At 76.0% G+C, this 19,339-nt stretch carries 18 protein-coding genes; 9 read left to right on the top strand and 9 right to left on the bottom strand.

What is annotated here, in order from left to right; translation table 11 throughout:
- Window positions 1–9 precede the first annotated feature (9 nt).
- Entirely contained in the window at window positions 10–738 is a 729-nt protein-coding gene (locus LFA75_RS19895; RefSeq protein ID WP_225235328.1) for a hypothetical protein, read from the bottom strand.
- Window positions 739–772: 34 nt separating this feature from the next.
- Window positions 773–1,486, bottom strand: a complete 714-nt coding sequence (locus LFA75_RS19890) for a hypothetical protein (RefSeq protein ID WP_225236130.1) — start codon at window positions 1,484–1,486, stop codon at window positions 773–775.
- A 57-nt stretch (window positions 1,487–1,543) separates the two neighbouring features.
- On the opposite strand from LFA75_RS19890, the gene LFA75_RS19885 reads away from it, so the two are divergent.
- Genes LFA75_RS19885 through LFA75_RS19870 form a run of 4 tightly spaced genes read left to right on the top strand, consistent with a single transcriptional unit; the run spans window position 1,544 to window position 4,765 of the window.
- Window positions 1,544–2,761 (top strand): glycosyltransferase family 4 protein, encoded by a 1,218-nt coding sequence (locus LFA75_RS19885; protein WP_225235327.1) that lies wholly within the window; start codon window positions 1,544–1,546, stop codon window positions 2,759–2,761.
- Window positions 2,755–3,468: a class I SAM-dependent methyltransferase gene (locus tag LFA75_RS19880; RefSeq protein ID WP_225235326.1), complete on the top strand. Its 714-nt coding sequence runs from the start codon at window positions 2,755–2,757 to the stop codon at window positions 3,466–3,468. The genes LFA75_RS19885 and LFA75_RS19880 overlap by 7 nt, the downstream gene beginning before the upstream one ends.
- Window positions 3,465–4,490 carry a prenyltransferase gene (locus LFA75_RS19875; protein ID WP_225235325.1) on the top strand — a complete coding sequence of 342 codons (1,026 nt, stop codon included), beginning with the start codon at window positions 3,465–3,467 and terminating at the stop codon, window positions 4,488–4,490. The genes LFA75_RS19880 and LFA75_RS19875 overlap by 4 nt, the downstream gene beginning before the upstream one ends.
- Window positions 4,487–4,765 (top strand): hypothetical protein, encoded by a 279-nt coding sequence (locus tag LFA75_RS19870; RefSeq protein WP_225235324.1) that lies wholly within the window; start codon window positions 4,487–4,489, stop codon window positions 4,763–4,765. Before LFA75_RS19875 ends, LFA75_RS19870 begins: the two co-directional genes overlap by 4 nt.
- A 6-nt stretch (window positions 4,766–4,771) precedes the next feature.
- Here the strand turns inward: LFA75_RS19870 and LFA75_RS19865 are convergent, their stop codons facing one another.
- Complete coding sequence (locus tag LFA75_RS19865) at window positions 4,772–5,185, bottom strand: RidA family protein (RefSeq protein ID WP_225235323.1); 414 nt, start codon at window positions 5,183–5,185, stop codon at window positions 4,772–4,774.
- A 110-nt stretch (window positions 5,186–5,295) separates the two neighbouring features.
- Here LFA75_RS19865 and LFA75_RS19860 point away from each other — a divergent pair, with 110 nt between their 5' ends.
- A complete protein-coding gene (locus LFA75_RS19860) occupies window positions 5,296–6,024 on the top strand; it encodes a hemerythrin domain-containing protein (RefSeq protein WP_225235322.1) in 729 nt (242 codons plus the stop codon).
- 22 nt (window positions 6,025–6,046) lie between these two features.
- Here LFA75_RS19860 and LFA75_RS19855 read toward each other — a convergent pair whose 3' ends face one another.
- A complete protein-coding gene (locus LFA75_RS19855; RefSeq protein WP_225235321.1) occupies window positions 6,047–6,379 on the bottom strand; it encodes a TraR/DksA family transcriptional regulator in 333 nt (110 codons plus the stop codon).
- Between the two features lie 167 nt (window positions 6,380–6,546).
- On the opposite strand from LFA75_RS19855, the gene LFA75_RS19850 reads away from it, so the two are divergent.
- From LFA75_RS19850 to LFA75_RS19835, 4 genes are all read left to right on the top strand, one after another.
- Window positions 6,547–8,589, top strand: a complete 2,043-nt coding sequence (locus LFA75_RS19850; RefSeq protein WP_455428483.1) for an HNH endonuclease signature motif containing protein — start codon at window positions 6,547–6,549, stop codon at window positions 8,587–8,589.
- Between the two features lie 96 nt (window positions 8,590–8,685).
- Entirely contained in the window at window positions 8,686–9,657 is a 972-nt protein-coding gene (locus LFA75_RS19845; RefSeq protein ID WP_225235319.1) for an ATP-binding cassette domain-containing protein, read from the top strand.
- Window positions 9,654–10,469: an ABC transporter permease gene (locus LFA75_RS19840; protein ID WP_225235318.1), complete on the top strand. Its 816-nt coding sequence runs from the start codon at window positions 9,654–9,656 to the stop codon at window positions 10,467–10,469. The genes LFA75_RS19845 and LFA75_RS19840 overlap by 4 nt, the downstream gene beginning before the upstream one ends.
- A 4-nt stretch (window positions 10,470–10,473) precedes the next feature.
- Window positions 10,474–12,063, top strand: coding sequence for a cation:proton antiporter (locus LFA75_RS19835; protein ID WP_225235317.1), 1,590 nt, complete (start codon window positions 10,474–10,476; stop codon window positions 12,061–12,063).
- On the opposite strand, the gene LFA75_RS19830 is transcribed toward LFA75_RS19835, so the two are convergent.
- From LFA75_RS19830 to LFA75_RS19810, 5 genes are read right to left on the bottom strand one after another with little or no spacing between them, the layout of a single operon-like run.
- On the bottom strand, window positions 12,044–15,133 hold the full coding sequence (locus tag LFA75_RS19830) for an ATP-binding protein (protein WP_225235316.1): 3,090 nt from the start codon (window positions 15,131–15,133) through the stop codon (window positions 12,044–12,046). The genes LFA75_RS19835 and LFA75_RS19830 overlap by 20 nt on opposite strands.
- Entirely contained in the window at window positions 15,130–15,750 is a 621-nt protein-coding gene (locus tag LFA75_RS19825; RefSeq protein ID WP_225235315.1) for a class I SAM-dependent methyltransferase, read from the bottom strand. Before LFA75_RS19825 ends, LFA75_RS19830 begins: the two co-directional genes overlap by 4 nt.
- A complete protein-coding gene (locus LFA75_RS19820; RefSeq protein ID WP_225235314.1) occupies window positions 15,747–17,000 on the bottom strand; it encodes a YibE/F family protein in 1,254 nt (417 codons plus the stop codon). Before LFA75_RS19820 ends, LFA75_RS19825 begins: the two co-directional genes overlap by 4 nt.
- A gap of 9 nt (window positions 17,001–17,009) precedes the next feature.
- Entirely contained in the window at window positions 17,010–18,203 is a 1,194-nt protein-coding gene (locus LFA75_RS19815) for a M20 metallopeptidase family protein (protein ID WP_225235313.1), read from the bottom strand.
- A 34-nt stretch (window positions 18,204–18,237) separates the two neighbouring features.
- Window positions 18,238–19,338 (bottom strand): amidohydrolase family protein, encoded by a 1,101-nt coding sequence (locus LFA75_RS19810; protein ID WP_225235312.1) that lies wholly within the window; start codon window positions 19,336–19,338, stop codon window positions 18,238–18,240.
- Window position 19,339: the final 1 nt, after the last annotated feature.

The following is a 19,339-nucleotide window of genomic DNA, read 5'->3' as shown; positions in this document are numbered from 1 at the left end:
GCCGACCTGCTAGTCCAGCGCGTCGGCCTGGTGGTCGAAGGCCTCCTGCAGGAGGTCGCCGAACGCGACCGGGTCGACCGTGCCGCCGAGGCTGGTGCTGACCAGGGTGAGCAACCGGTCGCCGTCCACGGCCACGCCGATCAGCGCGGGCACCGAGATCTGGGCGCCGTCGGGGCCGGTCACCGTGGTCGTGTAGGCCAGCCCGGCCGAGCCGTCGCCGAGGTCGGGGACGTCCAGCACGGAGAAGGTGAGGGTCGCCGTCCCGATCTGGGGCGAGCTGATGGTGGCCTGCGGGCAGGTGCCGGCCGACGCGGTGAGGTCGGCGACCGGGTCGCCCGGCGTCCCCACGGTCAGCAGCTGCGCAACCACGGTCGTGCCGGTGGTCGCCGACTGCGCGGCGAAGTCCTCCAGGTCGTCGACCGAGGGCTGGCTCTGCTGGATCGCCTGGGCGCACGACTCGGGGGTGATCGTGGCGCCGTCCAGGTCGGCCCCGACCGCGGCCCCGGCGCGCACGTCGGCCTCGCTCACCGGTACGACCTGGGCGCCGGGCCCGAACGCGTCCTCCGGGAGGAGGCCGGCGGCCAGCCCGTCGGGGTCGTCGGTCCCGTCCGGGGTGGCGGTGGACTCCGGGGCGGTGGTCGGCGAGGGCGTCGCCGTCCCCTCGACCGTGGAGGTGCAGCCGGCCAGCAGAAGCGAGGCGGCGGCCAGGGCGAGGGGCAGGCGACGCGGGAGGCTCACACCCGCCATCCGACCACGGGCCCCGCCCGGTGGCTCAGCCGAGGGTGTCGGCGGCGTGCTGCTGCGCGCCGGCCAGCAGGGCCTCGAAGGCTGCCTGGTCCGGGACGGTGGTGCCCACCGCGCCGGTGGCCAGGGCCAGCAGTCGGTCGCCGTCGGAGACCAGGCCGAGCAGGGCGGAGCCGCCGCTGACCGGGCCGCCGGACAGCGTCACCGAGACCGGGACGACGACCGCGTCGTCGCCGAGGTCGGGCCGGGTCACGGCGCCGAAGGTGACCACGGCCTGGCCCCGGTCGGTAGCCAGGGTCGCGGTCGGGCAGGCGGCCACGGCGTCGGCGAGCGTGCCGACGGCGGTCTGCGCGGGCCCGCCGGTGCTGAGCAGCTCGGCGGTGCCGCCGAAGCCGACCTGGGCGTACTGCCCGGCGGCGTCGTCGACGTCGGCCGGGTCGCCGAGCGCGGCGCGGGCGGCGTCCAGCGCGTCGGTGCACGTCGACGGGGTGATCGTCACCTGGCCGGGGTCGTGGCCGGCCGCGGCGCCCAGCGCACCGGCCAGGTCGTCGGCGGTGACCCCGGTGACCGTGCTGCCGGGGGCGAACTGCTCGGCCGGCAGCAGACCGTCGGCCAGCGCCGGGGCGTCCTGCGTGGCCGCGGCGGGGGCGACCGGGGGCGCGGCGTCGCTGGTGGCCGCGCCGCAGCCGGCGAGGAGGAGGGAGGCGGAGGCGGCGGCGAGCAGGAGCGGGGTGCGGCGCATCACCCCACGGTAGGCGCTCGCACGGACCTGTCACCCCCGCTGGATACAGTCCGAGCCATGGGACGGTCGCTGCGCATCGCACTGCTGTCCTACCGCTCCAAGCCGCACAGCGGCGGGCAGGGCGTCTACGTGCGGGCGCTGTCCCGCGAGCTGCGCGAGCTCGGCCACCGGGTCGAGGTGGTGAGCGGCCAGCCCTACCCCGAGCTGGACGACGGCGTCCCGCTCACCCGCCTGCCGAGCCTGGACCTGTACCGCGAGCCCGACCCGTTCCGCCGCCCGCACCTGCGTGAGTTCCGCGACTGGGTCGACGTCGCCGAGTACGCAGCCATGTGCACCGCCGCCTTCCCCGAGCCGCTGACCTTCTCGCTCCGGGCAGCGCGGTGGCTGCGCGGGAACCGGTTCGACATCGTCCACGACAACCAGTCCCTGGGATGGGGCCTGCTGCGCACCGGGTTGCCGACGGTGGCGACCATCCACCACCCCGTCGCGATCGACCGCGACCTCGAGCTGGCCGCCGCCTCGTTCCGCCGGTCCCTCACGCTGCGCCGCTGGTACGCGTTCACCGGCATGCAGGCCAAGGTCGCCCGCCGGCTGCCGGCGATCACCACCGTCTCCACCAGCTCGCAGCGCGACATCGAGCGGCTGATGGGGGTGCCCGCGGCGCGGGTCGAGGTCATCCCGGTGGGCATCGACCCCGACGACTTCACCCCGCCGACCGCCCCGCGGGACGCCGACCACGTCGTCGTCACCACGTCGGCCGACGTCCCGCTCAAGGGGCTGGTTCCCCTGCTCGAGGCGGTCGCCAAGCTGCGCACCGAGCGCGAGGTGCGGCTGACCGTCGTCGGGTCCGCCAAGGCCGGCGGACTGGCCGCGACCGCGGTGGAGCGGCTGTCGCTGCACGGCGCGGTGACGTTCACCGGCCCGCTCCCGCAGGCCGACCTCGTCGCGCTGCTGCAGCGCGCGACGGTCGCCGTCGTCCCCTCCCTGTACGAGGGGTTCTCGCTGCCGGCGGTCGAGGCCATGGCCTGCGCGACGCCGCTGGTCACCACCGACGCCGGCGCGCTGCCCGAGGTCGTCGGCTCGCACGCCGCGGTGCAGGTGCCCGCCGGGGACGTCGACCGGCTGGCCGGGGCGCTGGCCCTGGTGCTCGACCACCGGGGTCTGCAGGAGCAGCTCGGCCGGGCGGGCCGCACCCGGGTGCTGGAGAACTTCACCTGGCGGTCGACCGCCGTCCGGACCGCCGACTGGTACGAGCAGGTGCTGGCACGGTGCTGACGATCGACTACGACCAGCTCGACGTCCGGGCCGGGCACAAGGTGCTGGACCTGGGGTGCGGCGAGGGCCGGCACGCCTTCGAGGCCTACCGGCGGGGGGCGGACGTGGTCGCCCTCGACTGGGGCACCGACGAGGTGACGACGACGCAGCACTGGCTGGGTGCGATCGGGGCCGCCGGCGAGGCACCGGTCGGGGCGTCCGCGACCGCGGTGCGCGGCGACCTGCTGCACCTGCCGGTGCCGACGGCGTCGGTGGACCGGGTGATCGCCTCCGAGGTGCTCGAGCACATCCCGGACGACGCGACCGCGTTCGCCGAGATCGCCCGCGTCCTCCGGCCCGGCGGGCGGGTCGCGGTGACCGTGCCGCGCTTCGGGCCGGAGGCGGTGTGCTGGGCGCTGTCGGACAGCTACCACGCCAACGAGGGCGGTCACATCCGGATCTACCGGCAGACCGAGGTCCGGGCGAAGCTGGCCGCCGCCGGCCTGGTGCCCGGGGCCAGCCACCACGCGCACGCGCTGCACGCGCCGTACTGGTGGCTCAAGTGCGCGGTCGGCGTGGACCGCTCCCCCGCCGTGGTGCGGGCCTACCACCGGCTGCTCGTGTGGGACCTCACGGAGCGCCCGTGGGTGACCCGGGCGGCCGAGCGCGTGCTGGACCCGGTGATCGGCAAGAGCCTGGTGGTCTACGCGACCAAGCCCTGGTCGTGAGCCTGCTGCCGGAGGTCCCCGGGGTGCTCGGCGGGGCGGAGGTGGCCGCGACCGTGGCCGCGATCGCCGCCGAGCAGGGGTCCGACGGGATGCTGCCGTGGTGGCGGGGCGGTCAGCTGGACGCCTGGGACTCCGTCGAGGCGGCGATGGCGCTGACCGCGGGCGGGCGGCCGGACGCCGGGGCCGCCGCGCTGGACTGGTTGTGCGCCCGGCAGCTGCCCTCGGGTGGGTTCCCCTCGCAGTGGCGGTCCGGCGCGGTGACCGAGCCCGGGGTCGAGAGCAACCACGCCGGCTACCTGGCGGTCGGGGCGCTGCACCACGCGCTGGTCACCGGCACCTCGGGCGGCCGCTGGTGGGCAGCGGTGTCCCGGGCGCTGGACCTGGTCTGCGCCATGCAGCTGGGCACCGGCGCGATCGGGTGGGCGCTGCGCCCGGACGGGACGGCGGACGACGTCGCGCTGGTCACCGGCTCGTCGTCGCTGCTGCAGGCGCTGCGCTGCGGGGTGGGGCTGGCCGCGCTGGTCGGCGAGGAACGGCCGCGCTGGACGGCGGCGGTGGACGCCCTGCAGCAGGCGCTGTCCGCTCGCCCGGAGGCGTTCGCCGACCGGTCCCGGTTCTCGATGGACTGGTACTACCCGGTGCTGGGCGGGGCGCTGACCGGCGCTGCGGCCCTGGACCGGTTGGCGTCGTCGTGGGACGCCTTCGTCGTCCCCGGGCTGGGCGCGCGGTGCGTCGCCGACCGGCCGTGGGTGACCGGGGCGGAGACCTGCGAGCTGTCGATGGCGCTGGCCGCGGCCGGGCAGACCGACGCGGCCACCGAGCAGCTGGCCGCGATGCAGCACCTGCGGGCCGAGGACGGCGGGGACTGGACCGGCTACGTGTTCGCCGACGACGCGATCTGGCCGGGCGAGCGCACCACGTGGACGGCGGCCGCGGTGGTGCTGGCCGCCGACGCGCTGTGTGGTGCGACCCCGGGAGCGCTGCTGTTCACCGACCCCGCCGGGCTCGTGACCGAGCGGTGAGGGCCGCGCTGTCCTGGTTGCTCCGGGACCGCACCGCGACCGGGGACCGCTGGGTGGTGGCGCAGTGGCCGAACACGTCGGCCTGGACGTTCGTGCTGCTCACGGCCCTGGGGTGGGTGGTGCCGGGCGACCCGGTCTGGCTGTACGCCGGCACCCGGGCGGCGCTGGCCTGGTGGGCCGTCGACGAGGTGGTCCGCGGGGTCAACCCGTTCCGCCGGCTGCTGGGCGCCGTCGTCCTGGTGGTGGCCGCCGTCGGGGTCGCGCAGCGGCTCTGAGGGTTCTCAGGCGGAATCGAGGACGGCGGCCACCGCCTCGACCTCGACCAGCTGGTCGTCGTAGCCGAGGACGGTGACGCCGAGCAGCGTGCTGGGGACCTCGTGCTCGCCGAAGGCGTCCCGGACCACCTCCCAGGCGGTCACCAGGTCGCTCTGCCGGGTGGTGGCGACCAGGACGCGGGTGCTGACGACGTCGGTGAGGCCGGCCCCGGCAGCGCGGAGGGCGACCTCCAGGTTGGCCACGCACCGGGCCGCCTGGGCAGCGACGTCGCCCGGTGCGACGGTGGCTCCGGTGTCGTCCAGCGGACACGCCCCGGCCGGGAACACCAGGCGCGCGCCGGGCGCCACGGTGGCGGCGTAGGCGTACTCGGCGACGTCGGACAGCCCGGTCGACCGGACGAGGTGCACGGCAGGGTCCACGGGCCGATCCTGCCCCGTCGGTCCGCCCGGGTTTGTCGACGTGGCCGATCCGGGCACCCCGCGGGAGGTCCAGAGCGAGGCCGCCCCGCGCCGTCCCTGCGAGGTCGTCCGTGCCGCCCCTCCCCTCCATCGCCGATCGTCCCGTCGCCGAGCTCGGCGGACCGGGCAGTGTCCTGTCGCGCCAGCGGGCCGACCACGTCGAGCTCGACCGGCTGCTGCACGAGCTGTCCGGCACCACCGGCGCCGAGCAGCGTCGGGTCCTGCGCCGCATCGACCGTCTCGTGTTCAGCCATGCGTTCGCCGAGGAGACGGTGCTCTGGCCGGTCCTCCGGCGGGTGCTGCCCGACGGCGAGGACCTGACCACGCAGGTGGAGCGGGAGCACCAGGAGGTCAACGACCTGGTCAGCTCGCTGGAGGAGATGTCCGACGACGACCCGGCCCGGGCGGCGCGGCTCGACCGGCTGACCACCGTGCTGCGCGAGGACGTGCGGGACGAGGAGGACGAGCTGTTCCCCCGCCTGCGCGAGCGGCTGGACGACGCGGCCCTCCGCCGACTCGGCCTGGCGTGGGCGGTGGTCAGCCGCGTGTCGCCCACCCGACCGCACCCGACGGTGGCCCGACGACCGCCCGGCAACGCCCTCTCGGGTCTGCCGCTGTCCGTCCTCGACCGGAGCAGGGACCACTTGGACGCCCTCGCCGACGCCCTCGCCGACGCCCGGGCCGGTCAGCGCCCGGGGCTGGTCGCCCGGACGCTGTCGGCGGCGCTGGCCCGGGCCGCGGGGTGGATCGAGCGGACGCCGCCCGCCCGGCACGGGGACACCCCCGCCACGCACCGCTGACCTCCGCACGGGCCGCCTGTGGTCAGGCGTGGTCGATGCAGGTGCGTGCGGCGGGACGGGCCTGCAGGCGGGCCTCCCCGATCGGCGCGCCGCAGACCTCGCAGCGGCCGTAGCTGCCGTCGGCGACCCGGGACACCGCTGCGTCGAGCTCGGCGAGGCGGGTGCGGGCCTGGTCCAGGACCGCGCCGAGCTGCGCGCGCTCGAAGCCGATCGTCTGCCCCTCCGGGTCGTGCTCGTCGTCGGCGTTGGAACCCCGGGAGGCCTCGACGACGGCCTCGTAGTCCGCGGTGAGCGCCGCGATCTGGGCTCTGGTCTCCGTGCGGGCGTGGCACAGCAGCTCCTCGGGCGTGGTCACCCGCTCATCCTGCCCACCACCTCCGACATTCGCACCAGACCTTGTGGACGAGGCGCTGAGCTGCGGATTCACCTTGCCAGTCCGCTCAGGTGCCGCTAGACTTCGAACACACATTCGAACGGCGCGAGGCGGTGACAGCGGTGCAGCAGCAGGCGGTCGAGACCCGGATGGGGCTGTCGGTGGGCATCGCCCAGGTCGAGGTCTTCGCATCGGCCGCCGCCCGCGCAGCGGTGCTGGAGGCCGAGCAGGCGACCCGCATCGCCGCCGGCCTCGCGCCCGCAGGCGCCACCCTGCGACCGACCCGACTGTCCGAGCTGCTGGTCACCCCCGACACCGGCCGGGCAAGAGTGCACGCGGTGCTGCGTGACGTCGCCGACGCCCAAGCCCAGCTGCACGCCCTGCAGGCCGCGGCCATCGCCCGCCTGGCCGAGCTGCAGCCGGCGCAGGAACCGCTGCCCGGCGCCCGCCGCGATGATCCGGCAGATCGCGACCGTCCCGATGACTGGGTGGCCGACGAGGTCGCCGTCGTGCTGGGGATCAGCGTCGGGTCCGCCTCCTCGCTGGTCGCCAAGCAACGAGCACTGGTCGAGCAGCTCCCCCAGGTGTGGGCCGCCGCGGCCGACGGGGTGATCGACGTACGCCGCTGCCAGGTGCTCGTGGACACGCTGGCCGACCGCAAGCAGTCCGCCGGCGGCGGCCTGGCCGACGACCTGGTGGACACCATTGCCGCTCAAGGCCTCGGCTGGATCGCCGAGGGCATCGGTCCGACCCCGTTGGCCGACCGGATCGGCGGCGCGGTGATCGCCGCGGACCCGGCCGAGGCGGCCAGGCGGGCCGAGCGCCGCAAGCGCAGGCAGAACGTCACCACCATCGGGCAGGGCGACGGCCTGGCCTCCCTGCGGACCGACCTGGCCGACGCCGCCGACGTCGCCCAGGAGATCGAGGTCATCGACGCCCTGGCCGCNAGGCGGGCCGAGCGCCGCAAGCGCAGGCAGAACGTCACCACCATCGGGCAGGGCGACGGCCTGGCCTCCCTGCGGACCGACCTGGCCGACGCCGCCGACGTCGCCCAGGAGATCGAGGTCATCGACGCCCTGGCCGCCACCATGCGCAAGGGCGGGGACGAGCGCGCCATGGGCCAACTGCGGGTCGCCGCCCACCACCAGCTGGTGACCCGCCCCTGGGAGCCCCTGCCCGCCGAGGTCGCCGCCGCCCGCTGGCACCTGACCCTACGAGCCGACCTCGACGACCTCGGCCCGCTGACCAACCCGCCCACAGACCAACCCCCGACAGACGCCGACGACGTGGACGAGGCGACTGACGCCGACGGCGTGGACGACGCGATCGACACCGACCGGCCCGACACGACCCTGGACGGAGCAGCTGCCGGCTCTGGTGTGGGTGCGATCGGTGGGCTGCCGGTGTCCCCGGTCGCGGTGGCCGAGCTGCTGGCCCGCTACGACGCGCTCCTGGCAGTCGGTGCCCGTGGCCGGGTCCAGGGCGGGGACGTGTGGTTCGAGATCCTCGACGCCACCGGCCGACTCCGGGCGATCACCTCACCGGCCGAAGCCCGCGCCGCCCTCCGCCGCGGCACCGGTCTCGGACCACCACCCCGGATCGCCGACTACGAACCGAACGCAGCACAGACCCGGTTCGTGAAAGCGCGGGACCGGCACTGCCGGTTCCCCGGCTGCAGCAGACCCGCCGAGTACGTCGACCTCGACCACGCGATTACCTATGACCACGACGACCCGGCCGCCGGCGGACCGACATGCGTCACGAACCTCGTGTGCTTGTGCCGACGGCATCACCGGCTCAAAACCCATGCACCGGGCTGGACCTTCGCCATGGACCCCGACGGCACCCTGCACGTCACCCCACCCGGCGGACGCACACGCACCACACGACCCGCGGGCATCGCCCAGGTCGACATGTCGACACCCACCAGTCTCGATGTCCTCACCGACCTCCTCGGACCCACCCCGAAGCGGTTCCGCAGCCCAACGCCCGAGCAGCGGGCTGCCAGACGAGCCGCCACCGCCGACCGCGCCCGCCTGGCCGCCGAGATCGAGTCCGAACTCGACGCAGCCCTCGCACGCCGGACCGGCGCGCAGACCGACGACCAGACCGCAGCCGGTGCCGCTGACCAGACCGGAGCAGGGACGTCAGCAGCGGGCGACGACCCCGAGGACGACCCACCGCCCTTCTGACCGCAGGGGGGTACAGGGAGCAGCCCAGCAGAGGGCGTCAGCGCGTGTCAGCGGCTCGTCACCGCGACGTCAGCGCCGGCGCGCACGGTGGCTCCCATGACATCCGACTCCCCCGTGATCGAGGCGCACGGCCTCAGCCTGAGCTACGGGTCCACCCGTGCCCTGGACGGTGTCGACCTCACCGTCCCCGCCGGCACCGTCCTCGGCGTCCTCGGACCCAACGGCGCCGGCAAGACCACCGCCGTCCGCGTCCTGTCCACGCTGCTCCGACCCGACGCCGGCACCGCCCGCGTCGCTGGCTTCGATGTCCTCGCCGACCCGCAGCAGGTCCGCCGCCGGATCGGCCTCACCGGCCAGTACGCCTCCGTCGACGAGGACCTCACCGGCTCCCAGAACCTCACCATGATCGGCCGCCTGCTCGGCCTGCCGCGGCCGGCCGCCCGCGCCCGCGCCGCCGAGCTGCTCGCCGGCTTCAGCCTCACCGACGCCGCCGAGCGCTCCGCCAAGACCTACTCCGGCGGCATGCGGCGCCGCCTCGACCTCGCCGCCAGCCTCGTCGGCCGACCCAAGGTCCTCTTCCTCGACGAACCGACGACCGGACTGGACCCGCGCAGCCGCACCGAGGTCTGGGACGTCGTCCGCCGGCTCGTCGCCGACGGCACGTCGGTCCTGCTCACCACCCAGTACCTCGAGGAGGCCGACGAGCTCGCCGACGACATCGTCGTCTTCGACACCGGCCGGGTCGTCGCCCACGGCACCAGCGACGAGCTCAAGCACCGCACCGGCGCCCAGACCCTCACCGTCCGCCCCCGCGACCGCGCCGACACCGCCACCGTCCTGCAGGTCATCGAGCAGGTCACCGGCGCCGTCCCCACCCTCGACGGCCACGGCACCGCCTCGGTCGCCGTCCGCAGCGAGACCGTCCTGGGCACCGTCCTGGACCTCCTCAGCACCCAGGGCATCGCGCTCTCCGAGCTCGCCGTCCGCCTCCCCAGCCTGGACGAGGTCTTCCTCGCCCTCACCGGCCACGCCACGCAGTCCGAGAACGAGAAGGAGGCCGTCGCATGACCGCCGCCACCGCCACCCCGACCATGAGCGTCCCCGAGATCAGCACCACCCCGAAGCTGCCCGCCCTGCAGCAGTCGCTCACCCTCGCCTGGCGCAACGTGGTCAAGATCCGCCACCAGCCCGAGGCGCTGATGGACGTCAGCCTGCAGCCGATCATCTTCACGGTGCTCTTCGTGTTCGTCTTCGGCGGCGCGATCGCCGGCGACTGGCACGACTACCTGACCTACCTGGTCCCCGGGATCCTCGTGCAGACCCTGATGTTCGCCACCGGCGGCATCGGCGTCGCGCTGAACAACGACATCGCCAAGGGCGTGTTCGACCGGTTCCGCAGCCTGCCGATCGCCCGCTCGGCACCCCTGGTCGGCGCGGTCCTGGCCGACGTCGTCCGCTTCCTCACCGCGATCGGCGTCCTGCTGGCCTTCACCGCCCTGCTCGGCTTCCGCACCACCCAGGGCCTGCCGGCCGCCGCCCTCGCCGTCCTGGTCGCCATCGGGTTCGCCATGTGCCTGTCCTGGGTGTTCGTCTGGATCGGGCTCACCGTCCGGTCGGCCGGCGCCGTCCAGGGCGTCGGGTTCCTGGCCACCTTCCCGCTCACCTTCGGCAGCACCGCCCTGGTGTCGGCGGACACGCTGCCCGGCTGGCTGGCCGCCTTCACCCGCAACAACCCGGTCACCCACGTCATCGACACCGTCCGCGGCCTGCTGCTGGGCGGCCCGGTCGCCGAGCCCCTGGCCTGGACGGCGGGCTGGTCGGCCCTGCTGCTGGTGGTGTTCGTGCCGCTGGCCATGCGCGCCTACCGCCGGCGCGTGTGAGCCCGTGGACCCGCTGACCACCACCCTCGCCCTCGCCGTCCTCGCGGTGCTCGTCGTCGTGGCCGCCTCGGCCCTCGGCGAGCGCCTCGGGGTCGCCGCCCCGCTGCTGCTGGTGGGGGCCGGGGTGGTGGCCAGCCTGGTCCCGGGGTTCCCGTCGTTCGAGGTCGAGCCCGAGTGGGTGCTGGCCGGCCTGCTCCCGCCGCTGCTCTACTCCGCCGCGGTCTCCGTCCCGGCCATGGACCTGCGCCGCGAGCTCGGCGCGGTCAGTGGTCTGTCGGTCGTGCTGGTGGTGCTCAGCTCGGTCGCCCTCGGCGGCTTCTTCGCCCTCGTCGTCCCCGGGCTCGGGCTGGCCTGGGGCGTCGCGCTGGGTGCCGTGGTCAGCCCGACCGACGCCGTGGCCACCTCGATCGCCCGCCGGCTCGGCGTCCCGGCCCGGGCGGTGACGATCCTGGACGGCGAGGGACTGCTCAACGACGCCACCGCCCTGGTCGTGCTGCGCGCCGCGATCGCCGCCGCGGCCACCGGGGTCTCGCTGTGGGGCGTGGCCGGCCGGTTCGTCTGGGCCGTCGCCGGCGCGGCGCTGATCGGCGTGCTGGTCGGCCGGGCCGGGCTCTGGGTGCGGTCGCGGCTGCGCGAGGTCCCGGCCACCACCGCGCTGTCGTTCGCCGTCCCGTTCGTCGCCGCGATCCCCGCCGAGCTGGCCGGGGCCTCCGGGCTGGTGGCCGCCGTCCTCGCCGGGCTCACCACCGGGTGGCGCGCGCCCAAGGTGCTCTCCCCCGGCGCCCGGCTGTCCGACGCGCAGAACTGGTCGACCGTGGAGATGCTGCTGGAGGGCGCGGTCTTCCTGCTCATGGGGCTGCAGCTGGTCGGCATCGTCCGCGACGTGCAGGACGAGCACGCCGGGGTCGGCACCGCCCTGGCGATCGCGGCCGGGGCGCTGGTGCTCACCGTCGCCGTCCGGGCGGCCTACGTCTCATTGCTCCTGCTCGGCCAGCGCCGCGGCGCCGGGCGGACGACCGAGCGCCGGGACACCTTCGCCCGGCTGCACGCCGGTGAGGACGTCGGGCACCGCAGGAGCAGGCGCACGCCGACGGAGCGGCAGCTCGAGCAGTTCCGCACCCGCGTCGCCCGCGCCCTGGCCGACCTGGACCACCTGCTCGCGCACCCGCTGGACGCCCGGCAGGGCACGGTGGTCGTCTGGGCCGGCATGCGCGGGGCGATCACCCTGGCCGCCGCGCAGACCCTACCCGCGCAGACCCCGGCCCGGCCGCTGCTCCTGCTCGTGGCCGTCGCGGTGGCGGTGGGCTCGCTGCTGCTGCAGGGCACGACGCTGCCCTGGCTGGTCCGCCGCCTGCTGCCGGCCACCCCCGCCGGCCCGGCGCAGGACGCACAGCGGGAGGTGGTCCGGCAGCGGTTGGTCGAGGCCGCCGCGACCGCCGGGACCGCCGACCCGGTCGCCGTCCTCACCGCGCAGCGCGCCGCCCTGCTGTCCGAGCGCGACCTCGGGCGGCTGGACTCCGCGGTGCTCACCGCGGCGCTGGCCGAGCTGGACGCCGACCAGATCGCCCTGGAGGTCAGGAGCCGGACGGGCTGACCACCTCGGCCCCCACCTCGGCCAGCGCGGCGACCCGGCCCACCGCGACCCCGGCGGCGACCGCCTCGTCGACGGCGGCCGGTCCCAGCGCGGCCACCAGCCTGGCCCGCAGCCCGGTCGCCAGCGGGTCCCCGCGGTCGGCCCGGCCGCGGACCGCCTCGGCCAGGCCGAGCATCCGCGCCGACCCGGCCGGGTCGCCGGCCGCCTCGGCCAGCACCGCCCGCCCGACGAGCACCACGGCGAGCACCGGCATGTCGCCGCGCTCGTGCATCGTCTCGCGCTGCGCCTGGTCCAGCAGCTCCTCGGCCTCCGCGAGCACCGCCGCGTCCACGGCGTCCCGACCGGCCAGCACCTGGGCGCGCACCGTGCGCACCAACGCGCTCATCTGGTCCGGCCCGCTGCCGCCCCGGCCCAGCCGGACGACCGCGGCGCCGCTGGTCAGCTCGGCCAGCTCGCGGTCGCCGGCGAGCAGGGCCACCTGGGCCCGCGCGGACTCCGCGAAGGCCAGCACCGGCCCGCCCAGTCGGGTCAGATGGACCAGCACGTCGTCCAGCTGCGCCGCGGCGTCCGCCACGTCGCCCGCCGCGGCGCGCAGCAGGGCCACCCGCACCCGGAGCATCGGCGAGTCGTCGGAGGTGCCCAGCTCGTCGGAGCAGCGCAGCGCCTGCGCCACCAGCTCCGCCGCCCGCGGCAGGTCGCCGTCCTGCGCCGCGAGCTGGCCCAGGCCGGCGGAGGTGATCGAGATGCCCCACCGGTCCCCCAGCTCCAGGAACGCCGCGCGGGCCGCCGCGAGGTCCTCGGCGAGGCTGTCGAACCGTCCGTCGTTCTCCGCCGCCAGACCGGTCGCGGCATGGACCACTGCGCGGACCCACGGGTCGGGGTGCGTCGCGGACACGGCCAGCCGGTCTGGCTCGCCGAGGAACACCACGGCCAGCGCCCAGCTGACCACCGCCACCGGCTCGTCGGCGGCCGCGCCGAGCTCGTCGGGCAGCGCCACGACCTCGGCCAGCACGTCCCGCACACCGCCCCAGCCCTGCTCGTCGGCCGCGGCCAGCGCGGCGAAGGTCAGGCAGACCGTCCGCATCGGGCTGGGCGTCACCGGCAGCCGGGCGACCTCGGCGAGCTGCCGCGCGGCCGCCGTCTGCTGGCCCGACAGCAGCCAGAACCAGGCCATCCGGCCGGCCAGGTGCACCGCGGCCTCCCCGCGGCCCGCGGCCACCTCGCGCTGCAGCGCCGCCACCAGGTTGTCGTGCTCGGCCCGCAGCTCCCGCAGTGCGTCCAGCTGGTGCGGTCCCCGCAGCAGCGGGTCCACCCGGTCCAGCAGCGCGCGGCACCAGGCGGTGTGCGCGGCCTCCGTCGCGGCCCGCTCCCCCGCGGCGTCCAGCTGCTCGGCGCCGTAGGCCCGCACCGTCTCCAGCATCCGGTACCGGACGCCGTCCCCCTCGGGTACCGCGGTGAGCAGCGACTTCTCCACCAGCCCGGCGACGGCGTCCAGCACGCCGGGCCCGCAGAGCGCCTCGGCGGCCTCCAGCGTCGCGCCGTCGGCGGGCACCGACAGCCGCCGTCCGACCTCCTGCTCGGCGGCCCCGAGGGACTCCCAGCTCCACTCCACCACCGCGCGCAGGGTCTGCTGCCGGGGCAGTGCCACCCGGCTGCCCCCGGTCAGCAGGGCGAACCGGTCGTCGAGCCGGGCCGCGATCTGGGCCAGGCCCAGCGTGCGCAGCCGGGCGGCGGCCAGCTCCAGGGCTAGCGGCATGCCGTCCAGCCGCCGGCACACCTCCAGCAGCAGCGGCAGCGTCGCCGGGGTGACCGCGAAGGACGGGTCGGCCGACCGCGCCCGGTCGGCGAACAGCCGCACCACGTCGGCGTCGGCCGCACCCGGGTCGTCGGCCTCGGGCACCGGCAGAGGGCCGACCGGCACGAGCGCCTCGCCCGGGATGCCCAGGGCCTCCCGGCTGGTGGTCAGCACGACCAGGCCCGGGCAGGCGGTCAGCAGGTCGTCGGTCAGCCGGGCGACCGCGTCCACCAGGTGCTCGCAGTTGTCCAGGACCAGCAGGCCGCGCCGGGAGGCGAACACCTCGCGCAGCCGCGCGCCGGCCTCGACCACGGTGGGCACCCGCTCCAGCGTCGTCGCGGTCCGCTGCCCGACGGCGGTCAGGACGGCGGCCGGCAGCTGGCGCGGCTCCCCGACCGGCGCGAGCTCCACCCACCAGACACCGTCGGAGGTGCTCGCCTCCCGCTGGTGGGCCACCTCCAGCGCCAGCCGGGTCTTGCCGGCGCCGCCGGGGCCCAGCAGGGTGACCAGCCGCCCGCCGGCCAACCGGTCGGCCACCAGGTCGAGCTCGGCGACCCGGCCGCGGAAGCTGGTCAGCGCCGTCCGCAGGACCGGGCGCTCCGGCTCCTCCTCGCGCAGCACCGCCAGCTGCGCGGCCCGCAGCGCCGGGCCGGGGTCCAGGCCGAGCTCCTCGGCCAGCCGGCGGCGGGTCTGCTCGTGGGCGGCCAGGGCGTCGGTCGTCCGCCCGGCCCGGTGCAGCGCCAGCACCCGCAGCGCGACCAGGCCCTCGCGCAGGGGGTGCTCGGCGACCAGCCGGTCCAGCTCGGGCAGCTGCGCGGCGCCGGCCCCGGCCAGCCGGCGCTCGGCCGCGACCAGCCGCAGCTCGGCCCAGCGGGCGGCCGGTGCGGCGGTGAAGGCCAGGTCGCGCAGGTCGGCCAGCGGCTCGCCGCGCCACAGCGCCTCGGCCGCGGCCGGGTCCGTGGTCGCCAGGTCCTCGAGGCGGCAGGCGTCGACGGCGTCCCGGGGCAGGTCGAGCAGGTACCCCGGCGCCCGGGCCACCAGCGGCAGCCCCGGCACGGCCCGGCGCACCCGGGAGACCACGGCCTGCAGCGCGTTGGCCGGCGCGGCGGGCGGGGCGCCGTCCCAGAGCGCGTCCACCAGCGCGTCGACCGACACCACCCGGCCCGGGTCCAGGGCGAGCCGGGCCAGCAGCGCCCGGGCCCGGACGCCGAGGTCGGCCGGCACGCCGTCCACCCGGACGACGACCGGCCCCAGCAGCTCGACGACGACGGTCATCGGTCGCGGCGCAGGACCCGGAGCGAGCCGGTCCCGGGCAGCTCGGTGAAGTCCCCCGACGCCAGCACCCGGGTGTAGACGCCGAAGGGCGCCTGCCCGCCGTCGGCCGGGTCGGGGAAGACGTCGTGCACCGCCAGCGTGCCGCCGACGGCCAGCTTCGCCACCCAGGCGTCCTGGTCCCGGCGGGCGGACTCCTCGGTGTGGCTGCCGTCCAGGAACAGCAGGGCCAGCGGGGTCGACCACAGCGGCGCCAGGGTCTCCGACCGGGCGACGACGGCGACCACCAGGTCCTCGGCCGGGTGCACGGTCGCCCGGAACGAGGGCAGCGTGTCCAGCTGCCCGGTCGCGGCGTCCACCAGCTCGGGCTGGTGGTACTCCCAGCCGGGCTGGTGCTCCTCGGAGCCACGGTGGTGGTCGACGGTGACCACCTGCCGACCGGTCTCGTGGGCCGCGGCGGCCAGGTAGAGGGCGGACTTGCCCATCCAGCTGCCGATCTCCAGCAGCGGACCGGGGACCGGCACCGCGCGGGCCGCCGCGTACAGCGCGAGCCCCTCGTCGGCCGGCATGAAGCCCGGCGCCGCCGCGGCCGCGGCCAGCAGCTCCTCGGTGCGGCTCACCGGGCGAGCCGGGAGAGCAGCTTGGGCGCCGGCCCGTCGCCCGCGGCCTTGGCGAAGAACGCACCCACCGCGGTCGTCACCGGGACGGCGAGCACCAGGGCGATGGCACCGACCAGCGTGCGGATGACCTCCTCGCCGATCTCGGTGCCGGTCAGCACCACGCCGATCGGGCGGCCGTAGATCTCGATGAGCAGCAGCAGCGGCAGGGCGGCACCGGCGTAGGCGAAGACGATCGTGTAGACCGTCGAGGCGATGTGGTCCCGGCCGACCTGCATGCCGCGGGTGATGAGCTGACGGGCGGTCATCGTCGGGTCGACCTCGTGCAGCTGCCAGATCGCCGACGCCTGGGTGATGGTGACGTCGCCGAGGATGCCCAGCGCGGCGACGGTCAGCCCGGCCAGCACCAGCCCGGAGAAGTCCAGCGTCGGGTCGTAGGTGCCCAGCTGCACGGTGGTCTCGCTGGAGAACCCGGTCAGCTTCGCCGCAGCCACGGCCACCGCGCCCATCACCGCGACCAGGACCAGGCCGAACAGAGTGCCGATCAGCGCCGTCGTCGTCCGGGTGGTGAACCCGTGCGCCAGGTAGAGGACGACGAACATGATCGCCGAGCTGCCCACCAGCGTCACCAGCGTCGGGGACCCCGAGCCGAGGATGCCCGGCAGGATGAACTGCAGCAGCACGAAGAAGGCGAACCCCAGCCCGACCAGCGCGGCCAGCCCCCGCAGCCGGGCGACCAGACCCACGACCACGACGAAGACCAGCGCGAGGACGACGATCGGCGTGGTGCGCTGGAAGTCGGAGAAGGAGTAGCTGGGGTCGCCGCTGCCGCCGTCCACGGCGCGGGTGAGCACGAACCCGTCGCCGACCTGCACCCCGGAACCGACCACCTCCGGCGGCAGGTCGACCGAGACGAAGTCGCCCTCGCCGTCCCCGTCGGTCACCTCGACCACCGCGGTGCCGCAGGTCAGCTGCTGACCCGACGCGGACCCGTCCGAGCAGTCGTAGGTCTCCAGCGACTGCACCGTGGCGTCGGGGTAGGAGGTGCCCGGTGGCTGGAAGGTCTCGGCCGCCTGCTGCGCCCGGCTGGGCTCCCCCGACGGCCACAGCGCGACCAGGCCGATCACCGTGGCCAGCCCGATCGGGACCAGCACCAGCAGCATCAGCCAGGTCGCCCGCCGGCGCCTCGTCACGATCTCCGGGGACGGCGGGGTCTCGTCGGCGGTCGAGTGCGAGTGGGAGTGGGCCGGCACCCGGACAGGCTAGGCGTCTCCCATCTCCGCCCCCGCCAGGTAACCGGCCAGCAGCGCCGCCGCCACCTGGCCGACCGTCTCGTCCCCGGGCAGGAAGCGCGGGGCGTGCAGGCCGGGCCGCCGTCCCGCCGCGTCCGCGGGGCCGCCGTCCACGCCGAGGAAGAGCATCAGCCCGCGCGCGTCGGCGCAGTAGTGGCTGAAGTCGTCGGCGCCGAAGGACCGCCAGGTGTCGTCCACCTCGACCCCGCCGCGGGCCAGCCACGGCACGGCCGCGCGCGCGAGGTCGGGGTCGTTGGCCAGCACCGGCTCGTTGCTCTCGGTGTGCACCTGGGCGGTGCAGCCGTAGGCCGCGGCGGTGTGCTCGGCGACCTCGGTCAGCGCGGTCAGCAGCGCCGTCCGGTCGGACTCCCGCATCACCCGCAGCCCGCCGCGGGCCCGCGCGGTGTCGGGGACGACGTTGAAGCTGCTGCCCGCGTCGAGCTGGGTGACCGCGAGGACGGCGCCCACGGTCGGGTCCACCCGCCGGCTGACCAGCTGCTGCAGGTTGACCACCACCGCGGCCAGCGCGAGGACCGGGTCGTGCGTGGTGTGCGGGTAGCCGCCGTGCCCGCCGTGCCCGGTGACGGTGATCGTGAACTCGTCGGTGGCGGCGTTGACCGGGCCGGGGGTGGCGTTCACGACGCCGGCGGCCAGCTGCGGCTGCACGTGCGCGGCCACCACGGCGACCACCTGCTCCTCGCCCAGCAGCCCGGACTGCGCGATGTCCCGGGCCCCCGAGGGCGCGGACTCCTCCCGGGGCTGCAGCAGCGCCAGCAGCGGGGCCGGTCCACCCACCCGGGCCACCGCGCGGCAGACCGCGACCAGCCCGGCCAGGTGCGCGTCGTGCCCGCAGGCGTGCATGACCCCTCCGGCCGAGGCCCACTCGACGCCGGTCTGCTCCAGCACGGCCAGCCCGTCGAGCTCGGCCCGCAGCGCCACGGTCGGGCCGGTGGCGGTGCCGATCCGGACCAGCCGGCCGGTGCCGGCCACCTCGCGGCCCTCCCCCGCGCCGAGCGCCGCGACCACCGCCGCGGTGGTGTCGGCCTCGTCGCCGGAGCGGCGCGGGTCGGCGTGCAGCGCGTGCCGCAGCTCCACCGCGGCGGGCAGCTCCTCCAGGACGGCGGCGTGCAGGCGCTCGTACCAGCTGTCCAGGTCTGTGCTCACCCGGCCAGTCTCGCCGAGCCCCGTTGCCGGCAGGTCACAGGCGGTAGGCCCGGCGGGCGTTCCCCGACCCGATGAGCTCGGCCACCCGCTGCGCGTCGGCCGCCGTCCAGGCGTCGTCGTCCACCCCTGCGGCCAGGTAGCTCCCCAGGCCGCGGCGGAAGAGCACCGTGCCCAGCAGGTAGAGCTCGGCCAGGCCGAACGCGTCGGAGGAGAACAGCACCTTGCCGAACGGGGCCAGCTCCAGCAGCTCCTGCACCAGGTTCGCCGACCGGGCGCCCAGGTTGTGGGTGGCCAGCCCCACGTCGGCGAACACGTGCCCGAAGACCTGGGCCAGGAAGCCGGCGTTGCGGTGGAACGGGTAGGTGTGCAGCAGCATGATCGGCACGCCGTGCGGCTCGGTGGCCCGCAGCAGGTCGGTCATCAGCAGTGGGTCGCCGCGGTGCAGGTCCGTGTCGGCGTCGCCGTAGCCGACGTGGAACTGCACGGGCATCTGCAGGTCGATGCCGGACCAGACGAGGAACTCGTGCAGCACCGGGTCTGCCACCCGGGTGCTGCCGGTGACAAGCAACCGGTCGGCGGCGGCGACCACCTGGGCGTCGGTGGGTCGCTGCCCGCCCAGGGCCAGCCCGGCGCGGTAGGCGGCGATCGACTTCACCCCGACGGCGGTGGCGCAGCGGCGTCCCAGCTCGGTCCGGAACGCCTCGGGGAACCCGCCGGCGCCCGAGTGCTCGAGCACCTGCGCGGCGACCAGCTCCAGCCGGACGATCTCGTGGCCCCGGCCGCCGGTGAGGGCGGCCAGCTCGTCGGGGGTGGTGATCGGCTCGGGCAGGTAGCCGGTGTCGACCAGGAAGGTCTGCGTGCCGGTCGCGGCCAGCATCCGGCGGTTGACCTCGGCGGCGCCCAGCTCGGCCCGGCGGGCGAGGTAGGTGTCGGCGTCGGTGTGCGGCTCCAGGTCCAGCACCGGCGGGCAGAACCGGCGCAGCGCGAAGCCGATCTGGGAGTCCAGCAGCGAGCCGCCCAGCGCGCTCGGCGCGGCGGCCTCGGTGAGCAGCGACTCGAACTCGGGGCGGTCGAGGTCCCGGGTGATCAGCCCGTGGCAGTGGTGGTCGACGAGGTCGAGCTGGGAGAGGTCCACG

The sequence above is a fragment of the Klenkia terrae genome, from assembly GCF_900491935.1.
Lineage (GTDB): Bacteria > Actinomycetota > Actinomycetes > Mycobacteriales > Geodermatophilaceae > Klenkia > Klenkia terrae.
Note: the sequence above shows the minus strand (reverse complement) of the source record. Positions and strands in the feature narration are given on the sequence as shown.

Coding starts and splice junctions, on each gene's coding strand:
- LFA75_RS19890 (WP_225236130.1), bottom strand. CDS start 1,486: ATGCGCCGCACCCCGCTCCTGCTCGCCGCCGCCTCCGCCTCCCTCCTC.
- LFA75_RS19885 (WP_225235327.1), top strand. CDS start 1,544: ATGGGACGGTCGCTGCGCATCGCACTGCTGTCCTACCGCTCCAAGCCG.
- LFA75_RS19845 (WP_225235319.1), top strand. CDS start 8,686: ATGACATCCGACTCCCCCGTGATCGAGGCGCACGGCCTCAGCCTGAGC.
- LFA75_RS19840 (WP_225235318.1), top strand. CDS start 9,654: ATGACCGCCGCCACCGCCACCCCGACCATGAGCGTCCCCGAGATCAGC.
- LFA75_RS19830 (WP_225235316.1), bottom strand. CDS start 15,133: ATGACCGTCGTCGTCGAGCTGCTGGGGCCGGTCGTCGTCCGGGTGGAC.